This is a genomic window from Paenibacillus sp. UASWS1643 (genome assembly GCF_008693195.1).
Lineage (GTDB): Bacteria > Bacillota > Bacilli > Paenibacillales > Paenibacillaceae > Paenibacillus > Paenibacillus amylolyticus_B.
Genome location: NZ_VXKZ01000099.1, coordinates 142,489 through 158,369, shown reverse-complemented (window position 1 = coordinate 158,369; position 15,881 = coordinate 142,489). Strand labels below are relative to the sequence as shown.

Genomic DNA, 15,881 nt, shown 5'->3' with positions numbered 1-15,881 from the left:
TTTTTTTCGTCATACAAACCCTTATGTTATACAATCCAACTTTCAATTTACATTAGACCTACAATCAGATTCTTTTCTTTCGTCTCCAAAACCACACGACTGCCAATGCTGCTAATAAAATGACTGTACCGTATAAGATAAGATAGACAGGTCCACTTCGCCCGCCATCACTGGTTTCTCCAAAATCTTCTTTACTTACAACCTTGCCTGCGCCCAGCAATTTCAAGTCATCTCCGGCTTGTTCCACAAGAACATTGCGACTGCACAGATTCGTATGCAGCTTATGATCCAGTTCAGATTGATAAGCATAGATCAGGTAGGACTGATTCTTTTCAAATTGAATACCACATGATTCAGACCCACCGTCACTCGCGATGATTTTCATCTTTTTGGCGTTAACCCCCTTCCATGCCGTATCTACATCAAAGGTATACTCTCTTAACATGCCATCATTCTTCGATTGCTGCGATGGTCCTTTCTTTACCACTTCTCCTGTAAATACAGTTGTGTTTGTCTTCAATCTCTCTTGGACACCACTCTCCACACAACCGCAAGCATACACTTTCTCTCCGGGAAATAGAGCTAACCCCGACGTAACCAACAGTAAGACCAACATGCACATCACCAACCGTTGTTTCATTCCGACCGCTCCCCTCCTACATTCTCTGCTTGAACAAACGTTGTAAAGGTTACATATTTTTATTGCTGCTATAATTATTGTAAAATTATAGCACAATACAAATATCGTTATGTCCAACATACGCAAGGAGCCAACATACGAAATTAACGTTCACGGAGGATCTCAACATTTGATGCACAACTGGAAAAAGAACTTCTCATTCCCGCTGCTCGTTGCAGCGTTATGCATGATCGCTTTTATAAGCATCGCCCTATCCATCAGCGATAACCAGATTCATCGATTTGATGATACGCTGATCGGCTGGATTCAGGGCTTGGAATCCCCCGGCATGACACAATTCATGCAGTTTTTCACCTGGATCGGCAGTGAAATGCCTGTGGTTATCATTACAATCATTGCCATGATTGTGTTATACGTTTGGCTGCGACACAAACGCGAACTACTCTTCCTCGCTTGCGTGCTCGCAGGTTCAACCCTGTTAAATGCATTGCTCAAGTTGGTATTCCAGCGTGCCAGACCTACCATTAACCGGATCATTGAAGTGAGCGGCTATAGCTTCCCCAGTGGGCATTCTATGGCAGCATTTAGCCTATACGGTGGACTGGCCTTTCTAATCTGGAAACATGTACCCACCGTCACCGGACGTGTGCTGATGATTGTTGCCAGCGCCGTATTTATACTGACCATTGGTATAAGTCGTATCTACTTGGGGGTGCATTATCCAAGTGATATCGTAGGCGGATACTTCTTAAGTGGTTGCTGGCTCTCCACATGCATATGGTTTTATCGACGACATTTGGAGCGCATGTCCCAACTGCAAAGCAGAAGGCTGGCCTAGGCGGCCCGCTATTGAACTACACAAAGAAATACCCGGCTTTCCTTAACTGAAGGATAGCCGGGTATTTTTATATTCATATATAGTAGTCCTGAATTCGTTCAGGACCACATGGACCGCTTGTCCCATTTAAGGGAACAGGCGGATCTGGTTTTTTTCACACCAATTTATAACTCTTCACCATTCGATTCAATAACTTTTTTGTACCAGTGGAAACTCTTCTTCGGTGTTCTGCTCAAATCTCCGTTACCGTCGTTGTCCTTGTTGACATGAATGAAGCCATAACGCTTCTTCATCTCTCCAGTGGATGCACTAACCAGGTCGATACATCCCCACATCGTGTAGGCAATCAGATCTACGCCGTCAGCGACCGCTTCTTTCATCTGTTCAATGTGACCTTTCAGATAATCAATGCGATAGTCATCTTGAATGGTGCCATCTTCCTCTACCACATCGACAGCGCCCAGACCGTTCTCAACCACCATCAGTGGAATCTGATAACGATCATACAGATGATTCAGCGTGTAACGCAGTCCTTTTGGATCAATCTGCCAACCCCAGTCGGAAGCTTCGAGATATTGATTTTTGATACCGCCCAGCAGATTACCTTCTGCTCTCTCAAGAGACTCGTCCGCACTTTCAACCAAAGACATATAATAACTGAAGGAATAGAAGTCTACGCAGCCTTCACGCAAGGTCTGCTCGTCTCCCGGTTGCATCTCGATCTGGATACCTTCTTCGGCGAAGAAACGTTTGGCGAATCCAGGATATGCTCCACGAACCTGTACATCACCGCAGATCATATTGGAGATTTGGTCTTTTTTCTGTGCAAGCAACATGTCGTCCGGGTTACATGTGTTTGGATAAGTTGTCATGAAAGCGACCATACAGCCGATCTGGAAATCAGGGTTAATCTCATGTCCCAGCTTCACCGCTTTGGCACTCGCAACGAATTGGTGATGTAATGCCTGGAAACGAGTCTGTGGATCATCCACTCCGTCGACCAGTGTCTCTTTGCCTTCAAACAGAATACCTGCAGCCATATAAGCACCCATCGGCATCGTCAGACAGTTGATTTCGTTGAACGTCAGCCAGTATTTGACCTGATCCTTGTATCGATTAAAGAGGGTTGTACAATAACGGATATAACAGTCGATGACTTCACGGGAAGCCCAGCCATTATACTTCTGTGTCAGACCGAATGGTGTTTCATAATGGGAGATCGTTACGAGCGGCTCAATATTGTACTTTTTCAACTCGGCAAAAACATTATCGTAGAACTGCAATCCCTCTTCGTTTGGCTCCAGATCGTAACCGTTCGGATAGATGCGGGACCAGTTGATGGACATGCGGAACATTTTGAAGCCCATCTCTGCCATCATGGCAATATCTTCTTTGTAATGTCCGTAAAAATCAACCGCTTCATGGCTCGGATAATACGTGCCCTCTTCTAGTACAGGCGTAATCCGGCGTGGAATCGTGTGGGTTCCTCCTGTCATCATGTCAGACGTGCTTGGCCCCTTGCCACCTTGGTTCCATCCACCTTCGAATTGATTGGCAGCCGTTGCGCCACCCCAGTAAAATCCTTCTTTCATTGTCATGACCAGTTCCTCCTTCATATCTCAACAAGACTATGTAACCAGTGTACCACCCATACCCTGACACCTATTGTCATGGTATAATCAGAGCATGGAAAATAACCGATTATTTCGAATGTTGCTTTTGTTATTGGAGAAAAAGAAGGCCACTGCACCCGAACTCGCCCGTATGTTCGAGATTTCTGTACGTACGGTGTACCGCGATATCGATCGGCTAAGCGCTGCGGGCATCCCAGTCTATACCACGACCGGAAAGCATGGCGGTATTCATCTGATGGACAACTATGTCATGGACAAGTCCCTGCTGTCGGAAGAAGACCAGAATGAAATTTTGATGGGACTATACAGCATCAGTGCAATCCCACACCTTAACAGTGCCCATATGCTGCAACGGCTGACCGCCCTGTTTGATCACAAGCTGGATTGGATCGAATTCAATTTCTCGCCATGGGGCAGCATTCCTCTGCAAGAGAGAGAACTGTTCAATCAGGTGAAACAAGCCATATTAACGAATCAACTGATTACGTTTCATTATGTTAATTCGGATGGAGAGAAGAGCATTCCAACGGTGGAACCACAGAAGCTTATTTTCAAAAACAGTACTTGGTACTTCAAAGGGTATATTCATGATGATCCTGACCGGAGAGAATTCGAGACATTTAAGATGAAACGAATTACCCAATTAACTTTTCTAACGAGAAAACACGATCACCCTGTTGATGCGGGGTCAACCTACCCTGAATCAGAAGCAGCTCCTATCCTGACTCCTCTTACAATCTCGTTCTCCAGCAATATTGCATACCGAGTGTATGATTTTTTCGAACCGTCCCTCATTATAAAAGAGCCTGCTGGCAGGCTCCGTGTGTCTCTCGAACTGAATGTAGGGGAATGGCTCTACTCTTTCCTGCTGTCGTTTGGTTCGGAGCTGACCGTAATTGAGCCTGTTCATGTTGGACAGGAATTGCTGAGACGTCATATCCAAGCCGTTGAACATTTGCAGAACGTCATGAACAAACTACCCAACAATGAATGATATAATATAGGCCTATACAACTTTTGATCACAGCTGACTCTCCATCATCCATCAGACCGAAGGAGGTTTATCCATGCAAGACATTAGACGCAACAATGTGGAACGTTTCAAAGGTTTTGGTACGTTATACGATCAGAACCGACCAGCTGCTCCCACTGAAGTGGTGGATATTCTAACGACATATCTTGGCAGCACACCACGCATGGTCGCAGATGTTGGCTGTGGCACCGGCTTATCTTCGTGGATCTGGCTTAATGAAGCTGAACGTATCATCGGCTTTGAACCCAGCGATGACATGAGGTCTGTAGCAGAATCCAAGTGGGAATCTGCCGGGAAGCCGGATAACCTGCGGTTTGTGTCCGGCTTGTCTCACGACCTTGGATTACCAGATGGCAGTGTAGATGTGCTTACCTGCTCCCAATCATTTCACTGGATGGAGCCGCAACCTACACTACGCGAGTTTGCACGTGTACTTCGTACAGGCGGCATATTTGCTGCCTATGATTGTGACTGGCCGCCAATGTTAGACTGGCAGTTAGAACAAGCCTATCTGCAGCTGAATAAGGAAGCAGATCAACGAGCAGCCAGTCTGGCTCCCCAGGATAGTCAGGCACACAAATGGAGCAAGGATGGTCATTTGCAGCAGATTCAGCAGTCCGGGCTGTTCCGATATGTTCGGGAAATCGTATTTCATCACCACGAGACATTCACAGCCGATCGATATGTCAATCTCGCCCTGAGCCAAGGCGGCCTGCAAACGGCGTTGAAGCTCGGAGCGGATGATCTATTAACAGCGGCTGACGAGTTCAGATCGCTGGCTAATCGTGTATTTGACGGAGAATCCAGAAAAGTCCTCTTTTCTTATCGCATGCGCCTCGGTATTGTCTGAAAGTAGTACGTTGCTTGCATCTCTCCTACATACCAAATGCCAAAAGGAGGTCGTACATGTCATGTATATGACGTGTACGACCTCCCTATTGTCTATATCGTCAGGAAGAGAATAAGTCACTTAATTGTCGCTCCTGTACATTCAATGCCAACACCAATTTTGTCGGGTCTTGTCTTAAATAAATGACGTTAATGATATGGCCTTGCTGCACCTGCGGCAGCGCAGATGACAAAATTTCTTTTTGCGTTGTCACATTGAACGTTTCACCGTTCGCCTTTGTTATGCTGAGTTTGAGCTGAAGCTTGATCTTATTACTGCCTCCACTGCCAAGTGGAGTGACATCGAGGATCTTGGCCATCGCTTTTTCGCCTGTTCTTGCAATATCCATCATCTCAGGGGACACTCCTTGTTGTACCATCTTTTCATCCAGCAATTGCTGCATATCCTCCTGTGATAACTGTCCTTTCATATCAAGCCCTACCTTGCGTTCATCCTTCACAGAGACCACTAACGGAATGAAGCTGCCCGGCTGAAACTGTGCCATGGATGTCAGGGGAATAACGGTTTTCATTTCCGTATCGTATTTCTCACGCCCCTTACGCGACACCGTTAGACCCAATCGAACCTCCGGCTGTTCGTTTATATACGTGCCAGTCTGTTGTATGCTCTTAATGACACCCACTGCCGGTAAACCTGTCTTGACTCGACCTACGCCAAAAATATTACTCAAAATCGCAGGAACAAAGATCAACCCGAACCCGGCAAAGATCGCCGGTTTATACCACCAGGCTTCCATGATGATAAACGGATCATCCCACATCTTCTGTGCCAGAAATGGGGAGAACCCCACTCCAAACACAGTTAATACGCCAATGAATCTCAGAAAACCTACCATATGGCCCACCCTCTCTTCATCCTTCTCTTCATATCTCTATCCAAACCTCTAATGATATGTCTGCAATCAGTTGTTATACGTATTGTATAAATGGAGTATCACTGTCCTCCAAGCAAAAACCTTCTAGATGGAAACCAGTCCCATATAGATCAGTTCGGACGGATTCGCTGGATTCTGACCCAATCCCACCCGATCTCCAACTCGTGGAATCTGCATTTTGGACACCAGTGTCTCCAAGGTTCGCTGATACTGGTTACCGTTTGTCTCTGTCACATCCAATACAAGCACAACAATCGGATCAAAGTTGATCAGTTTGCCTGTATCGGTGATTGTCACCACCGTTGCTGTTGCCGTTAATGGAAGCGAACCACCCGCGGCCAATTGTGCCTGTTTTGCCGAATCCAAACTTTGGTTGATCGCCTCCCGATGTTCCTTGGATACGAAACCTTTCATCATCATGCCAGTGAGTCCTTTATTCATCATTTTATCCGCTCTAGCAATTGCATCTTCCTGTTTGTTCTTTTTACCAAACCATCCCATATCAAGCACCTCATTTGTTTTAGTTTTGATTATAGTTAAATTATAAACACGGCAGCTTGTCCTTGAATACCCTTCTGAGGGCATACAAAAAAAACGAAAAATCCGGCAATTGAATTACGGGATGATCGTTTCTTTGGTAAGGAATTATGCTTATTTCGCAAAAAAGATCTGCTAATCCGATTTCCATTTCACCATTGACTGCTATATTTTGTGCCTAAACGTGTTCTGTTAGATATGACTTAGTCACTCATCTACCATCGGATCAAACAAAAAAGGAGCAACCTACACTCATTCCATCACACTCTCTTTACTTCATTATTGTTCGGTATTAATTCATACAGGGTACGAACATCACAACCGATGGAATCGGCGATCGATATGGCAATTTTGAGTGGCATCACTCTTTTGTTTTCAATAAAGTCGTAAACTCGTTCCGGTTTAAAAAGTAAGTCTTTTGCCAACCATTCCGCTGACTTTCCGGATTCCATCAATCGTTCATTCAGTAAGCAATGTCCTAGTTCAAATTTCAAGAAGTGATCCTCCCGTATATGATGATATTTAACTTTAAGCGTGGTCCATTGCAAGCATGAATATACTTCATAAAGCGAGCCGTAACGATGAACCGCCAAGAAAAGGTGCAGAAGTGGCCGATCATAATGTTCAGCTTCTTCCTAGTTTTTATCGGGCTAACGTTTCCCGTTATGCAAGTATTGCGCTACACTTCCACCCAGATCGATTAGATCCGACCATGAAAAGTATTGCTGAAGCACTACTTGAGCAGAGAATAAAGTCAGCCACGTTTTGGATCATATTTCCTTGCTTGTTGCCGCCCCATCATTTAAGGGCACCCATCCAGGCCGATCCTCACTCTATTTTTTGCGTAACAAATATACCAACTTCCGATAATACATGGCTGCTTCCTTGTATTTGCGCTGATCCTCGGATACTACGGCCATCCCCTCATATAACGGTTCAAGTCGCATGACATGCTGTGCGGATTCAAAATAAGGCAGACACGCAAGCGCCTGCTCCATGAAAACTTCGCGTTCTCCATGCGCAAGAGCCAGATGGCTCTGGTAGAAGGTTGCGCTCATCTGCTGGTCCTGTGTTATTGCACATTTCAAGAGTTGATCTACACTCTGCGCGAGCACGCCCCAGTTCTTCCGCGCCAGAGCCACTTCGCATCGATATACATGGATGAGCGGACGCATCGCGAGCTGTGTTTCTTCCGTTTCCTGCTGCAATAGTGACTCAAATCGTTCAATCTCCGCCTGTGCCTGATCCAGTTCACTCGTCATCGTCAGCATGACAATTCGATTGTTGGCAATTGCCGTCACCAGATCTCCCTGATTGCCCGCATATACAAGGTTCGCCTCCGCCATCGTTAATGCCGAAAGGGCCTCCTGAACCAGCCCCATTGCGAAGCAATAGCCACTATATGCCACATATAACCCAGACAACCGATGGAACATCCGCTGATCATAGACATGACGCATTGTAAGCTCGAATACCTGTTTTGCCTCTTCATACTGTTTGACCTGAATGTAGGCTTCCATCTTGATATTTTGCAAAGACAACCAGAATTCACTGCCAGGAAGCGCCAGCTCACTGAGCCTGGTTGCATGAGTTAATACATCCACAAAAGCCATTTTGGAGCGATAATATTGTATTTTATAGAATAAAAGTGCCTTGACTAACGGACGTGGCAGATCAATATCGTCTGGACGACCGTATTTCTCCAGGTAAAAATTGAGGTAGGACGTATGTATATACTCATGAGCCGTTGCATCGTTTAATTGTTGATAATAGACCGCCTTCATCAAGGCCGTTGTCAACTCTATGGTCAACGTGTCATCCCGATCTGCCAGTGCATGCACCGTATCTTCGGATATCGCCGACGCTGGGACCGACATTTGTTCGAAAATAACCTCTGCCCGTTCGAGTGTTTCCTCGTCCTGAGCCGCAGCTTTTAGAATATAGGAAGGGGATACCCCAAGACGCCCGGCGATGGCTTCGGCCAAGTCCTCAGGGAGCGGATAACGATCCGCCAGGATATTGGCAAAGTGGGCCTGCGTGACCAGACCTTCCACAAGGTCTTTACGGGAGATTTGTTTTCTTTTGCTTAGCAGTTCAATGCGTTCCTTCAGCATGGTATCCCTGTCCTTTCTATCCTAACAAGCGAGTACATTCTATTCACATCATCGCAAAATTAGAGATATAACGCCACCCTTCCGGCGAAATCAAACGAAACGGTTTCCGTTTCCGAGGTAATTGTTTTACAATAAGAAAGTATGTGTCAGAGCATTTTATCAAAATGCTGAAACATGAGCTGAATATGAAAGGATGCAAATAAATGATTATTAAACCAAGAACACGTGGTTTTATTTGTACCACTTCCCATCCTGTAGGTTGCGCTGCACAAGTGCAGGAACAGATTGATTATGTGAAATCCCAGCCTGAGCTGAACGGACCGCGTAATGTGCTCGTGATCGGTGCTTCCACCGGATACGGTCTGGCGTCACGCATCGTTTCTGCTTTTGGAGCGGGAGCGAATACAGTCGGCATTTACCGTCCGAGCAGTTCTACAGAAAAACGTACGGCGTCAGCAGGTTGGTACAACTCCGCTGCATTCGAAAAAGCCGCTGAGGAAGCAGGCCTGAAATCGTACAGCATTACAGGTGATGCATTCGCAAACGAAACACGAGACAAAGCCGTTGAACTGATTCGCAGTGAACTCGGTCAAGTGGATCTGGTCGTATACAGCGTAGCCTCCGCACGCCGTACCGATCCGAACACAGGTGAAGTATTCAACTCTGTGCTGAAGCCAATCGGACAATCCTACACGAACAAAACGGTAAACTTCCACACAGGCGAAATCAGCTCTGTTACTCTTGAGCCGGCAACCGAAGAGGAAATTCGTCAGACGGTAACCGTTATGGGTGGAGACGATTGGGAACTATGGATGGATGCCCTGCAACAAGGCGGCGTGCTTGCTGACGATGCAACAACAATCGCTTTTTCCTACATCGGTCCTGAACTTACCCATGCCATTTATCGTGATGGTTCCATCGGTCAAGCCAAGAATCATCTGGAAGCGACTGCGCATAAGCTGAATGATCGTCTGAGCGCCAAAGGTGGACGTGCGTACGTAACTGTAGCCAAAGCGCTAGTGACTCAATCCAGCTCCGCGATTCCAGTCGTGCCGCTGTACATCTCAGCATTGTACAAAGTCATGAAAGAAAAAGGCTTGCACGAAGGCTGCATCGAGCAATTGCAACGTTTGTTCGCTGATCGCCTGTATGCGGGGGGAGAAGTTCCAACCGACGCTGAAGGTCGCATTCGCATTGACGATTGGGAGATGAGAGCTGACGTTCAGGAAGAAGTGGCGAAGCTCTGGAATGAGTTGACCACAGAAAACATCTACGATCTGTCCGATTTGGAAGGTTACCGTCGCGAATTCTTCCAGCTGTTTGGTTTTGAAACCGATGGTGTGGATTATGAAGCAGATGTTGATCCAAACGTTGAAGTACCTCATCTGGTGAACTAAAGAAGTTTTTGCGTGGACGTGAGCTCAGGTTTTCGTTAGAGCTAACTTGCGGATATCATGTTAAAAATATGATTTTAAAATAAATGAAGGAGGGGCTCTCTGGCTCCTCCTTTTTTGTCCTTTTTAGATCCTTTATCCCCTCAACAATTCCATTTTTCCGTATCCATACATTCTTTCGTATATCCCCTAATCAAATCGATTTAAGCAGCTTTTTCAGCTCTTTTGGTACCGTCTTCTCGATAGTAATGGAACGTGCTCCATGCATGGACGCAAAGAATTGAAGTCCCTCCCGAAAATCCGCCATCCATTCCTCCACAGGTGGAGCAGTCTCTTCCATAGATAACAAACGAACGGTAAGTACTCCAGTTTTGCGATCAAGTCGTGGGTCCATACGCCCAATCAACCGATCGCCGTGAAGAATAGGCATGGCATAATAACCGTAGGTTCTTTTCACCTCTGGGGTATAAATCTCCCATTTATAATGAAAATCGAATAAATCAACAATACGTTCTCTTCTCCATAACAGGTTGTCCAGCGGCGGCAGGAAACGGACCGGGCCTGACGGATCATAGTGCGGCTCTTCCCTTTCCATATGCATTAGCAAATCCTCATCTTCAGCACGAATATAATAAGGCGTGGCCACGTCCTCCACCTTAAGCGGGATCATTCGCCCATCTGACACACGGGCAGCAATATCGGCGCGTCGTTCAGCCGCTGTAGATTTCAGCCAACCGAGACGGGGATCACGGGCATCTACGACACGATACGCATAAATGTATTTATCCAGCAGAGCCTGTCTCTGGGCCAACACATCCATGTCTTCTTTCATCGGAAGTCCCTGTTGCTGCAATCCGGATTCGGTGATATGGAAATAACGTTCATTCCCCTGCCTCGCCACCACACGAATTACAGCGGAGTCTAACAGTAAATTCAGAGCAAGTGTGGTATCCTTCGTCTTTGGCACATCCGCACTGTCCCAATAACCACTTACCCGCTCAACAGCACGAAAGGCTCTTGAAGGTAAAGGTCCTTCTTCCTTCAAACGCTGTAACACATGCTGCACTGTTTTCTCCAAACCTTGCAAGGACGGAGCCAGACGCTCCCTTAATCGGGCACGCACAGGTTCAAAGAGAGCATAGTCTTCCATCGGAATGACACAGGCAGCATTTGCAAAATATTCAAACACCTTGTGATCACTCAGCAGCGTATTTAAGCTGTCAGCCGTATAACCAGGATCACGAGCCCCCAACACCAAATGCTGGTTTCCGGTTACAGCAGCCACAGGATCGATCTGCACGCAACCAAGGGAGCGAATCAAACTCAAAACTTGATCGGGTCCCGAAGGTAAGGAAACTGCAGGCCACCGTCCCAGTAAAGCTTGCGTTTGCAGCAAAAAACGCCGAACGTTTTTTTTATTCATGTGCAGCGCTGTTGTCATATGTATAGGTTCTCCCCTTCATTATATGTACAGAATTTATAGCCAATTTATAAGATTGATTCTAACAGTCCACATGATTACTTTCCAACCAAAGAAAGAATCTACCGTCTTACTTATCCAGCAATCCGTTCCTCATAGACAAAATAAAAAGAAGCACCACCATCCTGGATGATCTGCTTCTTGTGTTTGACCTTTTGCAATTTTTCCTGCTTCGTAGGCATGAGCCGTACATGCTGGGATAACGCACCATAATCTCCGTTAACTCTTCGGCTCTGTTCCGAGCACCACTTGCCTGACCGCTCTGCTTTGCGTAATGCTTTTTGTGTTTGTGTACGTGCCATAATGGATCACACACTCCTTTGGTTGATATACACTCAATATATCATGTGCAGCTACGCAAGTGAAGGTGCTTCCTACTGGAATGGGCTATACATCATAAAAAAGCTTCCACCCAAGCACTTAGCGGGATTGTCGCTTTCGCCGGGACTGCCACGTCTCGATTGGTTCGTGATCATCTTCTTCGATCAGTTCCAATGCTTCTTCTACTCTTCTGGCTTTGAATAATAGGATTAATTCCATCAGGTCTTCCCGGTCCAGCAGCTTCACTCCATTAACCGCTGCAAGCGTCCGACAGGCTTCGGTGTAACGAGCGGACGTTAATACAATTGACCGGTCGGCTTCATAATAACGCATGGATGTATATATCTCCTGCACTGCACTCAATCCTACGGGATGGTTCGCACCATATCGCTTTGCTTGTATAACACTTCGTCTGCCGAGTCTATCAACAAACACCAGATCGGCCCCGAAATCCCGGCTACTCGTTGTCTTATGCACCTCATCGTACCCGAGCTCTTCGAATAAATGATAGAGATATAATTCAAATTCCGAACCATCCTCCATCTTGTCGATGTCCTTTATTGTGATCTTACGAGGATTGGCTTCACTTCGGATCCGCTGCCCGCGCCCGATAACTCGCCGAATAATCCAGGCCAGCAGCAACAATATGATGATACATCCGATGACCCATAGGGTCACATTTTCACTCCAGTTCATAGCTATTCTCCTTGTTTCATTTCCTATGTTCTATCCAACGTCTTACGCAGATATGGCTTGTCACCGCACTAAATATATCAGACTTCCACCTTCATCGAAAGAAGATGAATTCCCTGTAACCGTCACACTTCTCCAAACATGGTTATTTCGACAAATCAATGATAAAAGGTTACAGTGTGTTCGGTTGAATTCAGCTTGACTTTAATGGTAAAATTCAACAATCGGTTCTGTTATGAACCGAAGAAGAAAGGTGGTTTATCACTTGCATACATTGACCAAACACAAGTCCAAAACATGGGCTGCCCTCATTCTCAGCGGCATGCTCCTCTTCACCATGAATACAACAGGTTACGCCGCTGCTTCAACCGAATCCATGCCCAAACCGGCGTGGACGTCATCTTCCCTGATGTTATCTGAGGCTAATACAGAGAAAGATGTCCTGATTAAGGGAATCCATGCCGTGCCATCCAAAAATCTTGTATATGTACATGCCTTCCAGCCCGTGACCAAAACAAGCAGCAAAACAACACTCGACTGGCAACTGGACTCTCTCCAAGCATTCGATGTTACAACTGGACAATTGAAGTGGAATACGATATTCCATGAGAAAAGCGGTCCTTATACCACCTACTCCGATTCGGTATATGCCAGCAACGGTACAGCTTATGTGTATATGGAATATTCGGACAAAACCAAAAAATTGTACTCATTCAATACATCCGGTAAAACCAACTGGATCAAAACGGTGAATTCACCTGCAAGCATATCCCTATTGGATAACGATACGCTGATGGTTGCTTCAAGTCAGGGCGTACAATCGAATGGTTCGGTTCGCTCCGCCATCTCGTTATATGACAAAAAGGGCACGCTGATTACCGAAAAGACCATCAACGGCAACGTGCTTAAGGCTGATCATGGTCGAATTGTAGTGGATGCCAGTAAACAAACCAAGGTAGGCAACTTCTGGCAGCAAGCTGCGAATCCAAAAGTGGAGATCTATGATCGTACGATGAATCGTCTGTCCTTCTACCAATTCCCTGCCAATGCGAATACATTAGGGGATGGAGGCGGTGAATCACTGGCCATTCTCGACGATGGTTCCATCATTATGCGTGCCAATTTTGAGAACACAGGTAACCGGCTGATGGGCTTTGGCATCGATGGCAAGCTTGCTTGGGGACGTGCCATTGCTGGTGATGCCTACATTCAGACGGCCGGCAACGGTTATACCGTCTTTACAGGGCAGAAGCTGGAACTGTACACGATGAAAGGCAAAGTGACTGAGCGTACATTCAAGGACGCACAGCCTGCATTGATGCATGTCGACCAGACACAGGATGGTCAGTATCAGCTTGATTTTGCCAAAACAGGATACATTCTTGATCCACAGACGCTGGATGACGTGCATATCTACACTACCAGTGCCTCGGTTCCTTCATTAGAAGGTGTTTCAACCTATGTGGATGATGTCATCTATTCCATGAACGATGAGAAATTGTCCAAATATGTATTAAAGGCTGCTGCAAAATAATGAACAGAGCGCTTCTGTATGACCGTCTAAACGGTTGACAGGGCGCTCTTTTATTTCAAATTCGCCTGGCTCCCCTTACTTGTCATTTCTTCTCATCCTGTTATACTAGTAACGTTCTCTTGCTTCACCCTAATCTTGATAGGCAAAAGGAGCTTAACCTTCCTATGATTATTCAGTTCATTCGATATAGATAACTTGGGGCATAGCCATAAACCTCTTTTTTGAATTTCGTGCAGAGGTTTATTTGTTATGCCCTTTTCTTCAGTTATCCAAATCTGAATGAATGGGGTGTTATTCCATGTCAGTCCATCGCAGAGAACGTAGCGCTGCGCTTATTAATCCATACATCCATATGTTGAACTGTCCCATCTGTCATAGCCCTATGGCAACCATTAACTCAGGGAGCATTCAATGTGTGTCCAGGCATAGCTTTGATTTTGCAAGACAAGGCTATATCAATTTCATGACACGTTTTTTCAAGGGCAACTATGACAAACGTTTATTTACTGCCAAAAGGAATATCTTATCGGAAACCGGTATTTATGCTCCTTTGACCGAAGTACTACGCAGGTGGATCTCACGTTATTCGGTTGACATCAGCTATCCCGTGCATATTCTGGATGCAGGCACAGGAGAGGGAACATTTCTGCAGCAGATTACGCAGAATACTCCAGCCGTTGGCTGGGGCATCGACATTGCCAAAGAAGGCATTGCCATGGCTTCCTCTGCCTACAACCAGCAAATTTGGTTTGTCGGCGATCTGGCATGCAGTCCGTTTGCAGAAGGTCAGCTGGACATCATCCTGAATATATTTTCTCCTTCCAACTATGAAGAGTTTGGACGAATTCTGAAGGATGGGGGATGGATCATCAAAGTCATCCCCCGTGAACGATATTTAATTGAACTAAGAGAAATGCTGTTCCTGAATCGACCTGATCGAGCAGACGGCCGGGAACTTACGCTGGACCGATTCCGCAAACATCATCATCTCATCGCCAGCATTCCGCTGACCTACACGCTGCCCGTCACCGCAAACATGCTGGATTCACTCGTTCATATGACACCACTTTCCTGGCATCGGTCGGGATCATCCCTGGTGAGCATTCAAACTTCCTTGTCGAAGATTACCATTGACGTAGAAATACTGGTAGGAACAATCAGATAACCGTTATGGCTGATTTCAGCCTCCATACAGCCAAAAAGCCGGGCGAGTTCCAACTGGAACTCGCCCGGCTTTTCATGTGATCTGATGCATTATTTCCAGTTCTGCTCGATAAATTCGTCCCGTCCGGATAACGCACGGTCTTCCTTATAATGTTTCTCGTTTTTCTTGTGGTAATCCTGATGATAGTCTTCAGCCGGATAGAACACGACGGCATCCCGAATTTCCGTAACAATCGGTTGAGTGAATCGTCCGCTGGCTGCCAGTTCCTGTTTGGACTGTTCAGCAAGCTCACGTTGACGTTCATTATGCACAAAGATTGCCGTACGGTACTGTGTTCCCCGATCCTGGAACTGACCTCCGTCATCCGTGGGATCAATCTGCGGCCAGTAGAGCTCCAGCAGTCGTTCATAAGGGAATACATCTGGATCAAATGTAATCTCAACCACTTCGACATGACCGGTCTCCCCGGTTTTGACCTGCTCATATGTTGGATTCTCGACGTGACCGCCGGCATAACCCGATATAATGCCATGAATGCCCGGTTGTTCTTCAAACGGTGTAACCATGCACCAGAAACATCCGCCGGCGAATGTAGCTTTTTCCATTCCGTTCATCCCCTCTTATCTAAACTACCTTTTACACTTACCACTCCGATGACAGAACAACCTTCTGATCGCTGTTATCCCCAGATTTTTTATATTTGGCTTTACAAGG

The 15,881-nt window shown here is 46.1% G+C and carries 16 protein-coding genes and 1 pseudogene; 7 read left to right on the top strand and 10 right to left on the bottom strand.

The genetic code is table 11. From position 1 onward, the window contains the following. Positions 1 to 64: 64 nt before the first annotated feature. Entirely contained in the window at positions 65 to 640 is a 576-nt protein-coding gene (locus FE296_RS07695) for a hypothetical protein (protein ID WP_190945079.1), read from the bottom strand. 172 nt (positions 641 to 812) lie between these two features. On the opposite strand from FE296_RS07695, the gene FE296_RS07690 reads away from it, so the two are divergent. Further along, positions 813 to 1,478, top strand: coding sequence for a phosphatase PAP2 family protein (locus FE296_RS07690; protein ID WP_150364650.1), 666 nt, complete (start codon positions 813 to 815; stop codon positions 1,476 to 1,478). Positions 1,479 to 1,642: 164 nt separating this feature from the next. Here FE296_RS07690 and FE296_RS07685 read toward each other — a convergent pair whose 3' ends face one another. Then, complete coding sequence (locus tag FE296_RS07685) at positions 1,643 to 3,076, bottom strand: glycoside hydrolase family 1 protein (RefSeq protein WP_150364642.1); 1,434 nt, start codon at positions 3,074 to 3,076, stop codon at positions 1,643 to 1,645. 88 nt (positions 3,077 to 3,164) lie between these two features. On the opposite strand from FE296_RS07685, the gene FE296_RS07680 reads away from it, so the two are divergent. Further along, positions 3,165 to 4,106 (top strand): helix-turn-helix transcriptional regulator, encoded by a 942-nt coding sequence (locus FE296_RS07680; protein ID WP_223868803.1) that lies wholly within the window; start codon positions 3,165 to 3,167, stop codon positions 4,104 to 4,106. A gap of 73 nt (positions 4,107 to 4,179) precedes the next feature. After that, on the top strand, positions 4,180 to 4,995 hold the full coding sequence (locus FE296_RS07675; RefSeq protein WP_124115679.1) for a class I SAM-dependent methyltransferase: 816 nt from the start codon (positions 4,180 to 4,182) through the stop codon (positions 4,993 to 4,995). Positions 4,996 to 5,095: 100 nt separating this feature from the next. Here the strand turns inward: FE296_RS07675 and FE296_RS07670 are convergent, their stop codons facing one another. The 3 genes from FE296_RS07670 to FE296_RS07660 all read right to left on the bottom strand — a co-directional run bounded on the left by FE296_RS07670 (position 5,096) and on the right by FE296_RS07660 (position 6,960). Next, positions 5,096 to 5,890: a hypothetical protein gene (locus FE296_RS07670; RefSeq protein ID WP_150364648.1), complete on the bottom strand. Its 795-nt coding sequence runs from the start codon at positions 5,888 to 5,890 to the stop codon at positions 5,096 to 5,098. Between the two features lie 123 nt (positions 5,891 to 6,013). Then, the gene (locus FE296_RS07665; RefSeq protein ID WP_150364641.1) at positions 6,014 to 6,430 is read right to left on the bottom strand and encodes a hypothetical protein; all 417 of its coding nucleotides are present in this window, start codon (positions 6,428 to 6,430) and stop codon (positions 6,014 to 6,016) included. 296 nt (positions 6,431 to 6,726) lie between these two features. Then, complete coding sequence (locus FE296_RS07660) at positions 6,727 to 6,960, bottom strand: XRE family transcriptional regulator (protein WP_150364640.1); 234 nt, start codon at positions 6,958 to 6,960, stop codon at positions 6,727 to 6,729. A 179-nt stretch (positions 6,961 to 7,139) separates the two neighbouring features. Here FE296_RS07660 and FE296_RS34210 point away from each other — a divergent pair. Then, positions 7,140 to 7,232 (top strand): annotated as a pseudogene (locus tag FE296_RS34210) (DUF3626 domain-containing protein); the annotation flags it as partial. Positions 7,233 to 7,299: 67 nt separating this feature from the next. Here FE296_RS34210 and FE296_RS07650 read toward each other — a convergent pair. Further along, entirely contained in the window at positions 7,300 to 8,580 is a 1,281-nt protein-coding gene (locus tag FE296_RS07650; protein WP_150364639.1) for an XRE family transcriptional regulator, read from the bottom strand. Between the two features lie 203 nt (positions 8,581 to 8,783). Between FE296_RS07650 and fabV the strand changes: the two genes are divergently transcribed. Continuing rightward, positions 8,784 to 9,977, top strand: a complete 1,194-nt coding sequence (gene fabV, locus FE296_RS07645) for an enoyl-ACP reductase FabV (protein ID WP_150364638.1) — start codon at positions 8,784 to 8,786, stop codon at positions 9,975 to 9,977. Positions 9,978 to 10,167: 190 nt separating this feature from the next. On the opposite strand, the gene FE296_RS07640 is transcribed toward fabV, so the two are convergent. The 3 genes from FE296_RS07640 to FE296_RS07630 form a co-directional block, all read right to left on the bottom strand. Continuing rightward, positions 10,168 to 11,415: a DNA glycosylase AlkZ-like family protein gene (locus tag FE296_RS07640; RefSeq protein WP_223868802.1), complete on the bottom strand. Its 1,248-nt coding sequence runs from the start codon at positions 11,413 to 11,415 to the stop codon at positions 10,168 to 10,170. A gap of 113 nt (positions 11,416 to 11,528) precedes the next feature. Continuing rightward, positions 11,529 to 11,756, bottom strand: a complete 228-nt coding sequence (locus FE296_RS07635) for a hypothetical protein (protein WP_124115668.1) — start codon at positions 11,754 to 11,756, stop codon at positions 11,529 to 11,531. A gap of 118 nt (positions 11,757 to 11,874) precedes the next feature. Further along, positions 11,875 to 12,471, bottom strand: a complete 597-nt coding sequence (locus FE296_RS07630) for a restriction endonuclease (protein ID WP_036617077.1) — start codon at positions 12,469 to 12,471, stop codon at positions 11,875 to 11,877. A gap of 262 nt (positions 12,472 to 12,733) precedes the next feature. Here FE296_RS07630 and FE296_RS07625 point away from each other — a divergent pair, with 262 nt between their 5' ends. Then, positions 12,734 to 14,002, top strand: coding sequence for a hypothetical protein (locus FE296_RS07625; protein ID WP_150364637.1), 1,269 nt, complete (start codon positions 12,734 to 12,736; stop codon positions 14,000 to 14,002). A 283-nt stretch (positions 14,003 to 14,285) separates the two neighbouring features. After that, positions 14,286 to 15,167, top strand: coding sequence for a putative RNA methyltransferase (locus tag FE296_RS07620; RefSeq protein WP_124115666.1), 882 nt, complete (start codon positions 14,286 to 14,288; stop codon positions 15,165 to 15,167). 89 nt (positions 15,168 to 15,256) lie between these two features. On the opposite strand, the gene msrA is transcribed toward FE296_RS07620, so the two are convergent. Further along, positions 15,257 to 15,772 (bottom strand): peptide-methionine (S)-S-oxide reductase MsrA, encoded by a 516-nt coding sequence (msrA, locus tag FE296_RS07615; protein ID WP_124115665.1) that lies wholly within the window; start codon positions 15,770 to 15,772, stop codon positions 15,257 to 15,259. Between the last annotated feature and the right edge of the window lie 109 nt (positions 15,773 to 15,881).

Excerpts from the sequence above, each read along its gene's own strand:
- FE296_RS07680 (WP_223868803.1), top strand. The coding sequence starts at position 3,165 with ATGGAAAATAACCGATTATTTCGAATGTTGCTTTTGTTATTGGAGAAA.
- msrA (WP_124115665.1), bottom strand. The coding sequence starts at position 15,772 with ATGGAAAAAGCTACATTCGCCGGCGGATGTTTCTGGTGCATGGTTACA.
- FE296_RS07675 (WP_124115679.1), top strand. The coding sequence starts at position 4,180 with ATGCAAGACATTAGACGCAACAATGTGGAACGTTTCAAAGGTTTTGGT.
- FE296_RS07630 (WP_036617077.1), bottom strand. The coding sequence starts at position 12,471 with ATGAACTGGAGTGAAAATGTGACCCTATGGGTCATCGGATGTATCATC.
- FE296_RS07620 (WP_124115666.1), top strand. The coding sequence starts at position 14,286 with ATGGGGTGTTATTCCATGTCAGTCCATCGCAGAGAACGTAGCGCTGCG.
- FE296_RS07640 (WP_223868802.1), bottom strand. The coding sequence starts at position 11,415 with ATGACAACAGCGCTGCACATGAATAAAAAAAACGTTCGGCGTTTTTTG.
- FE296_RS07670 (WP_150364648.1), bottom strand. The coding sequence starts at position 5,890 with ATGGTAGGTTTTCTGAGATTCATTGGCGTATTAACTGTGTTTGGAGTG.
- FE296_RS07690 (WP_150364650.1), top strand. The coding sequence starts at position 813 with ATGCACAACTGGAAAAAGAACTTCTCATTCCCGCTGCTCGTTGCAGCG.
- FE296_RS07635 (WP_124115668.1), bottom strand. The coding sequence starts at position 11,756 with ATGGCACGTACACAAACACAAAAAGCATTACGCAAAGCAGAGCGGTCA.
- FE296_RS07695 (WP_190945079.1), bottom strand. The coding sequence starts at position 640 with ATGAAACAACGGTTGGTGATGTGCATGTTGGTCTTACTGTTGGTTACG.
- FE296_RS07650 (WP_150364639.1), bottom strand. The coding sequence starts at position 8,580 with ATGCTGAAGGAACGCATTGAACTGCTAAGCAAAAGAAAACAAATCTCC.
- FE296_RS07685 (WP_150364642.1), bottom strand. The coding sequence starts at position 3,076 with ATGACAATGAAAGAAGGATTTTACTGGGGTGGCGCAACGGCTGCCAAT.
- fabV (WP_150364638.1), top strand. The coding sequence starts at position 8,784 with ATGATTATTAAACCAAGAACACGTGGTTTTATTTGTACCACTTCCCAT.
- FE296_RS07665 (WP_150364641.1), bottom strand. The coding sequence starts at position 6,430 with ATGGGATGGTTTGGTAAAAAGAACAAACAGGAAGATGCAATTGCTAGA.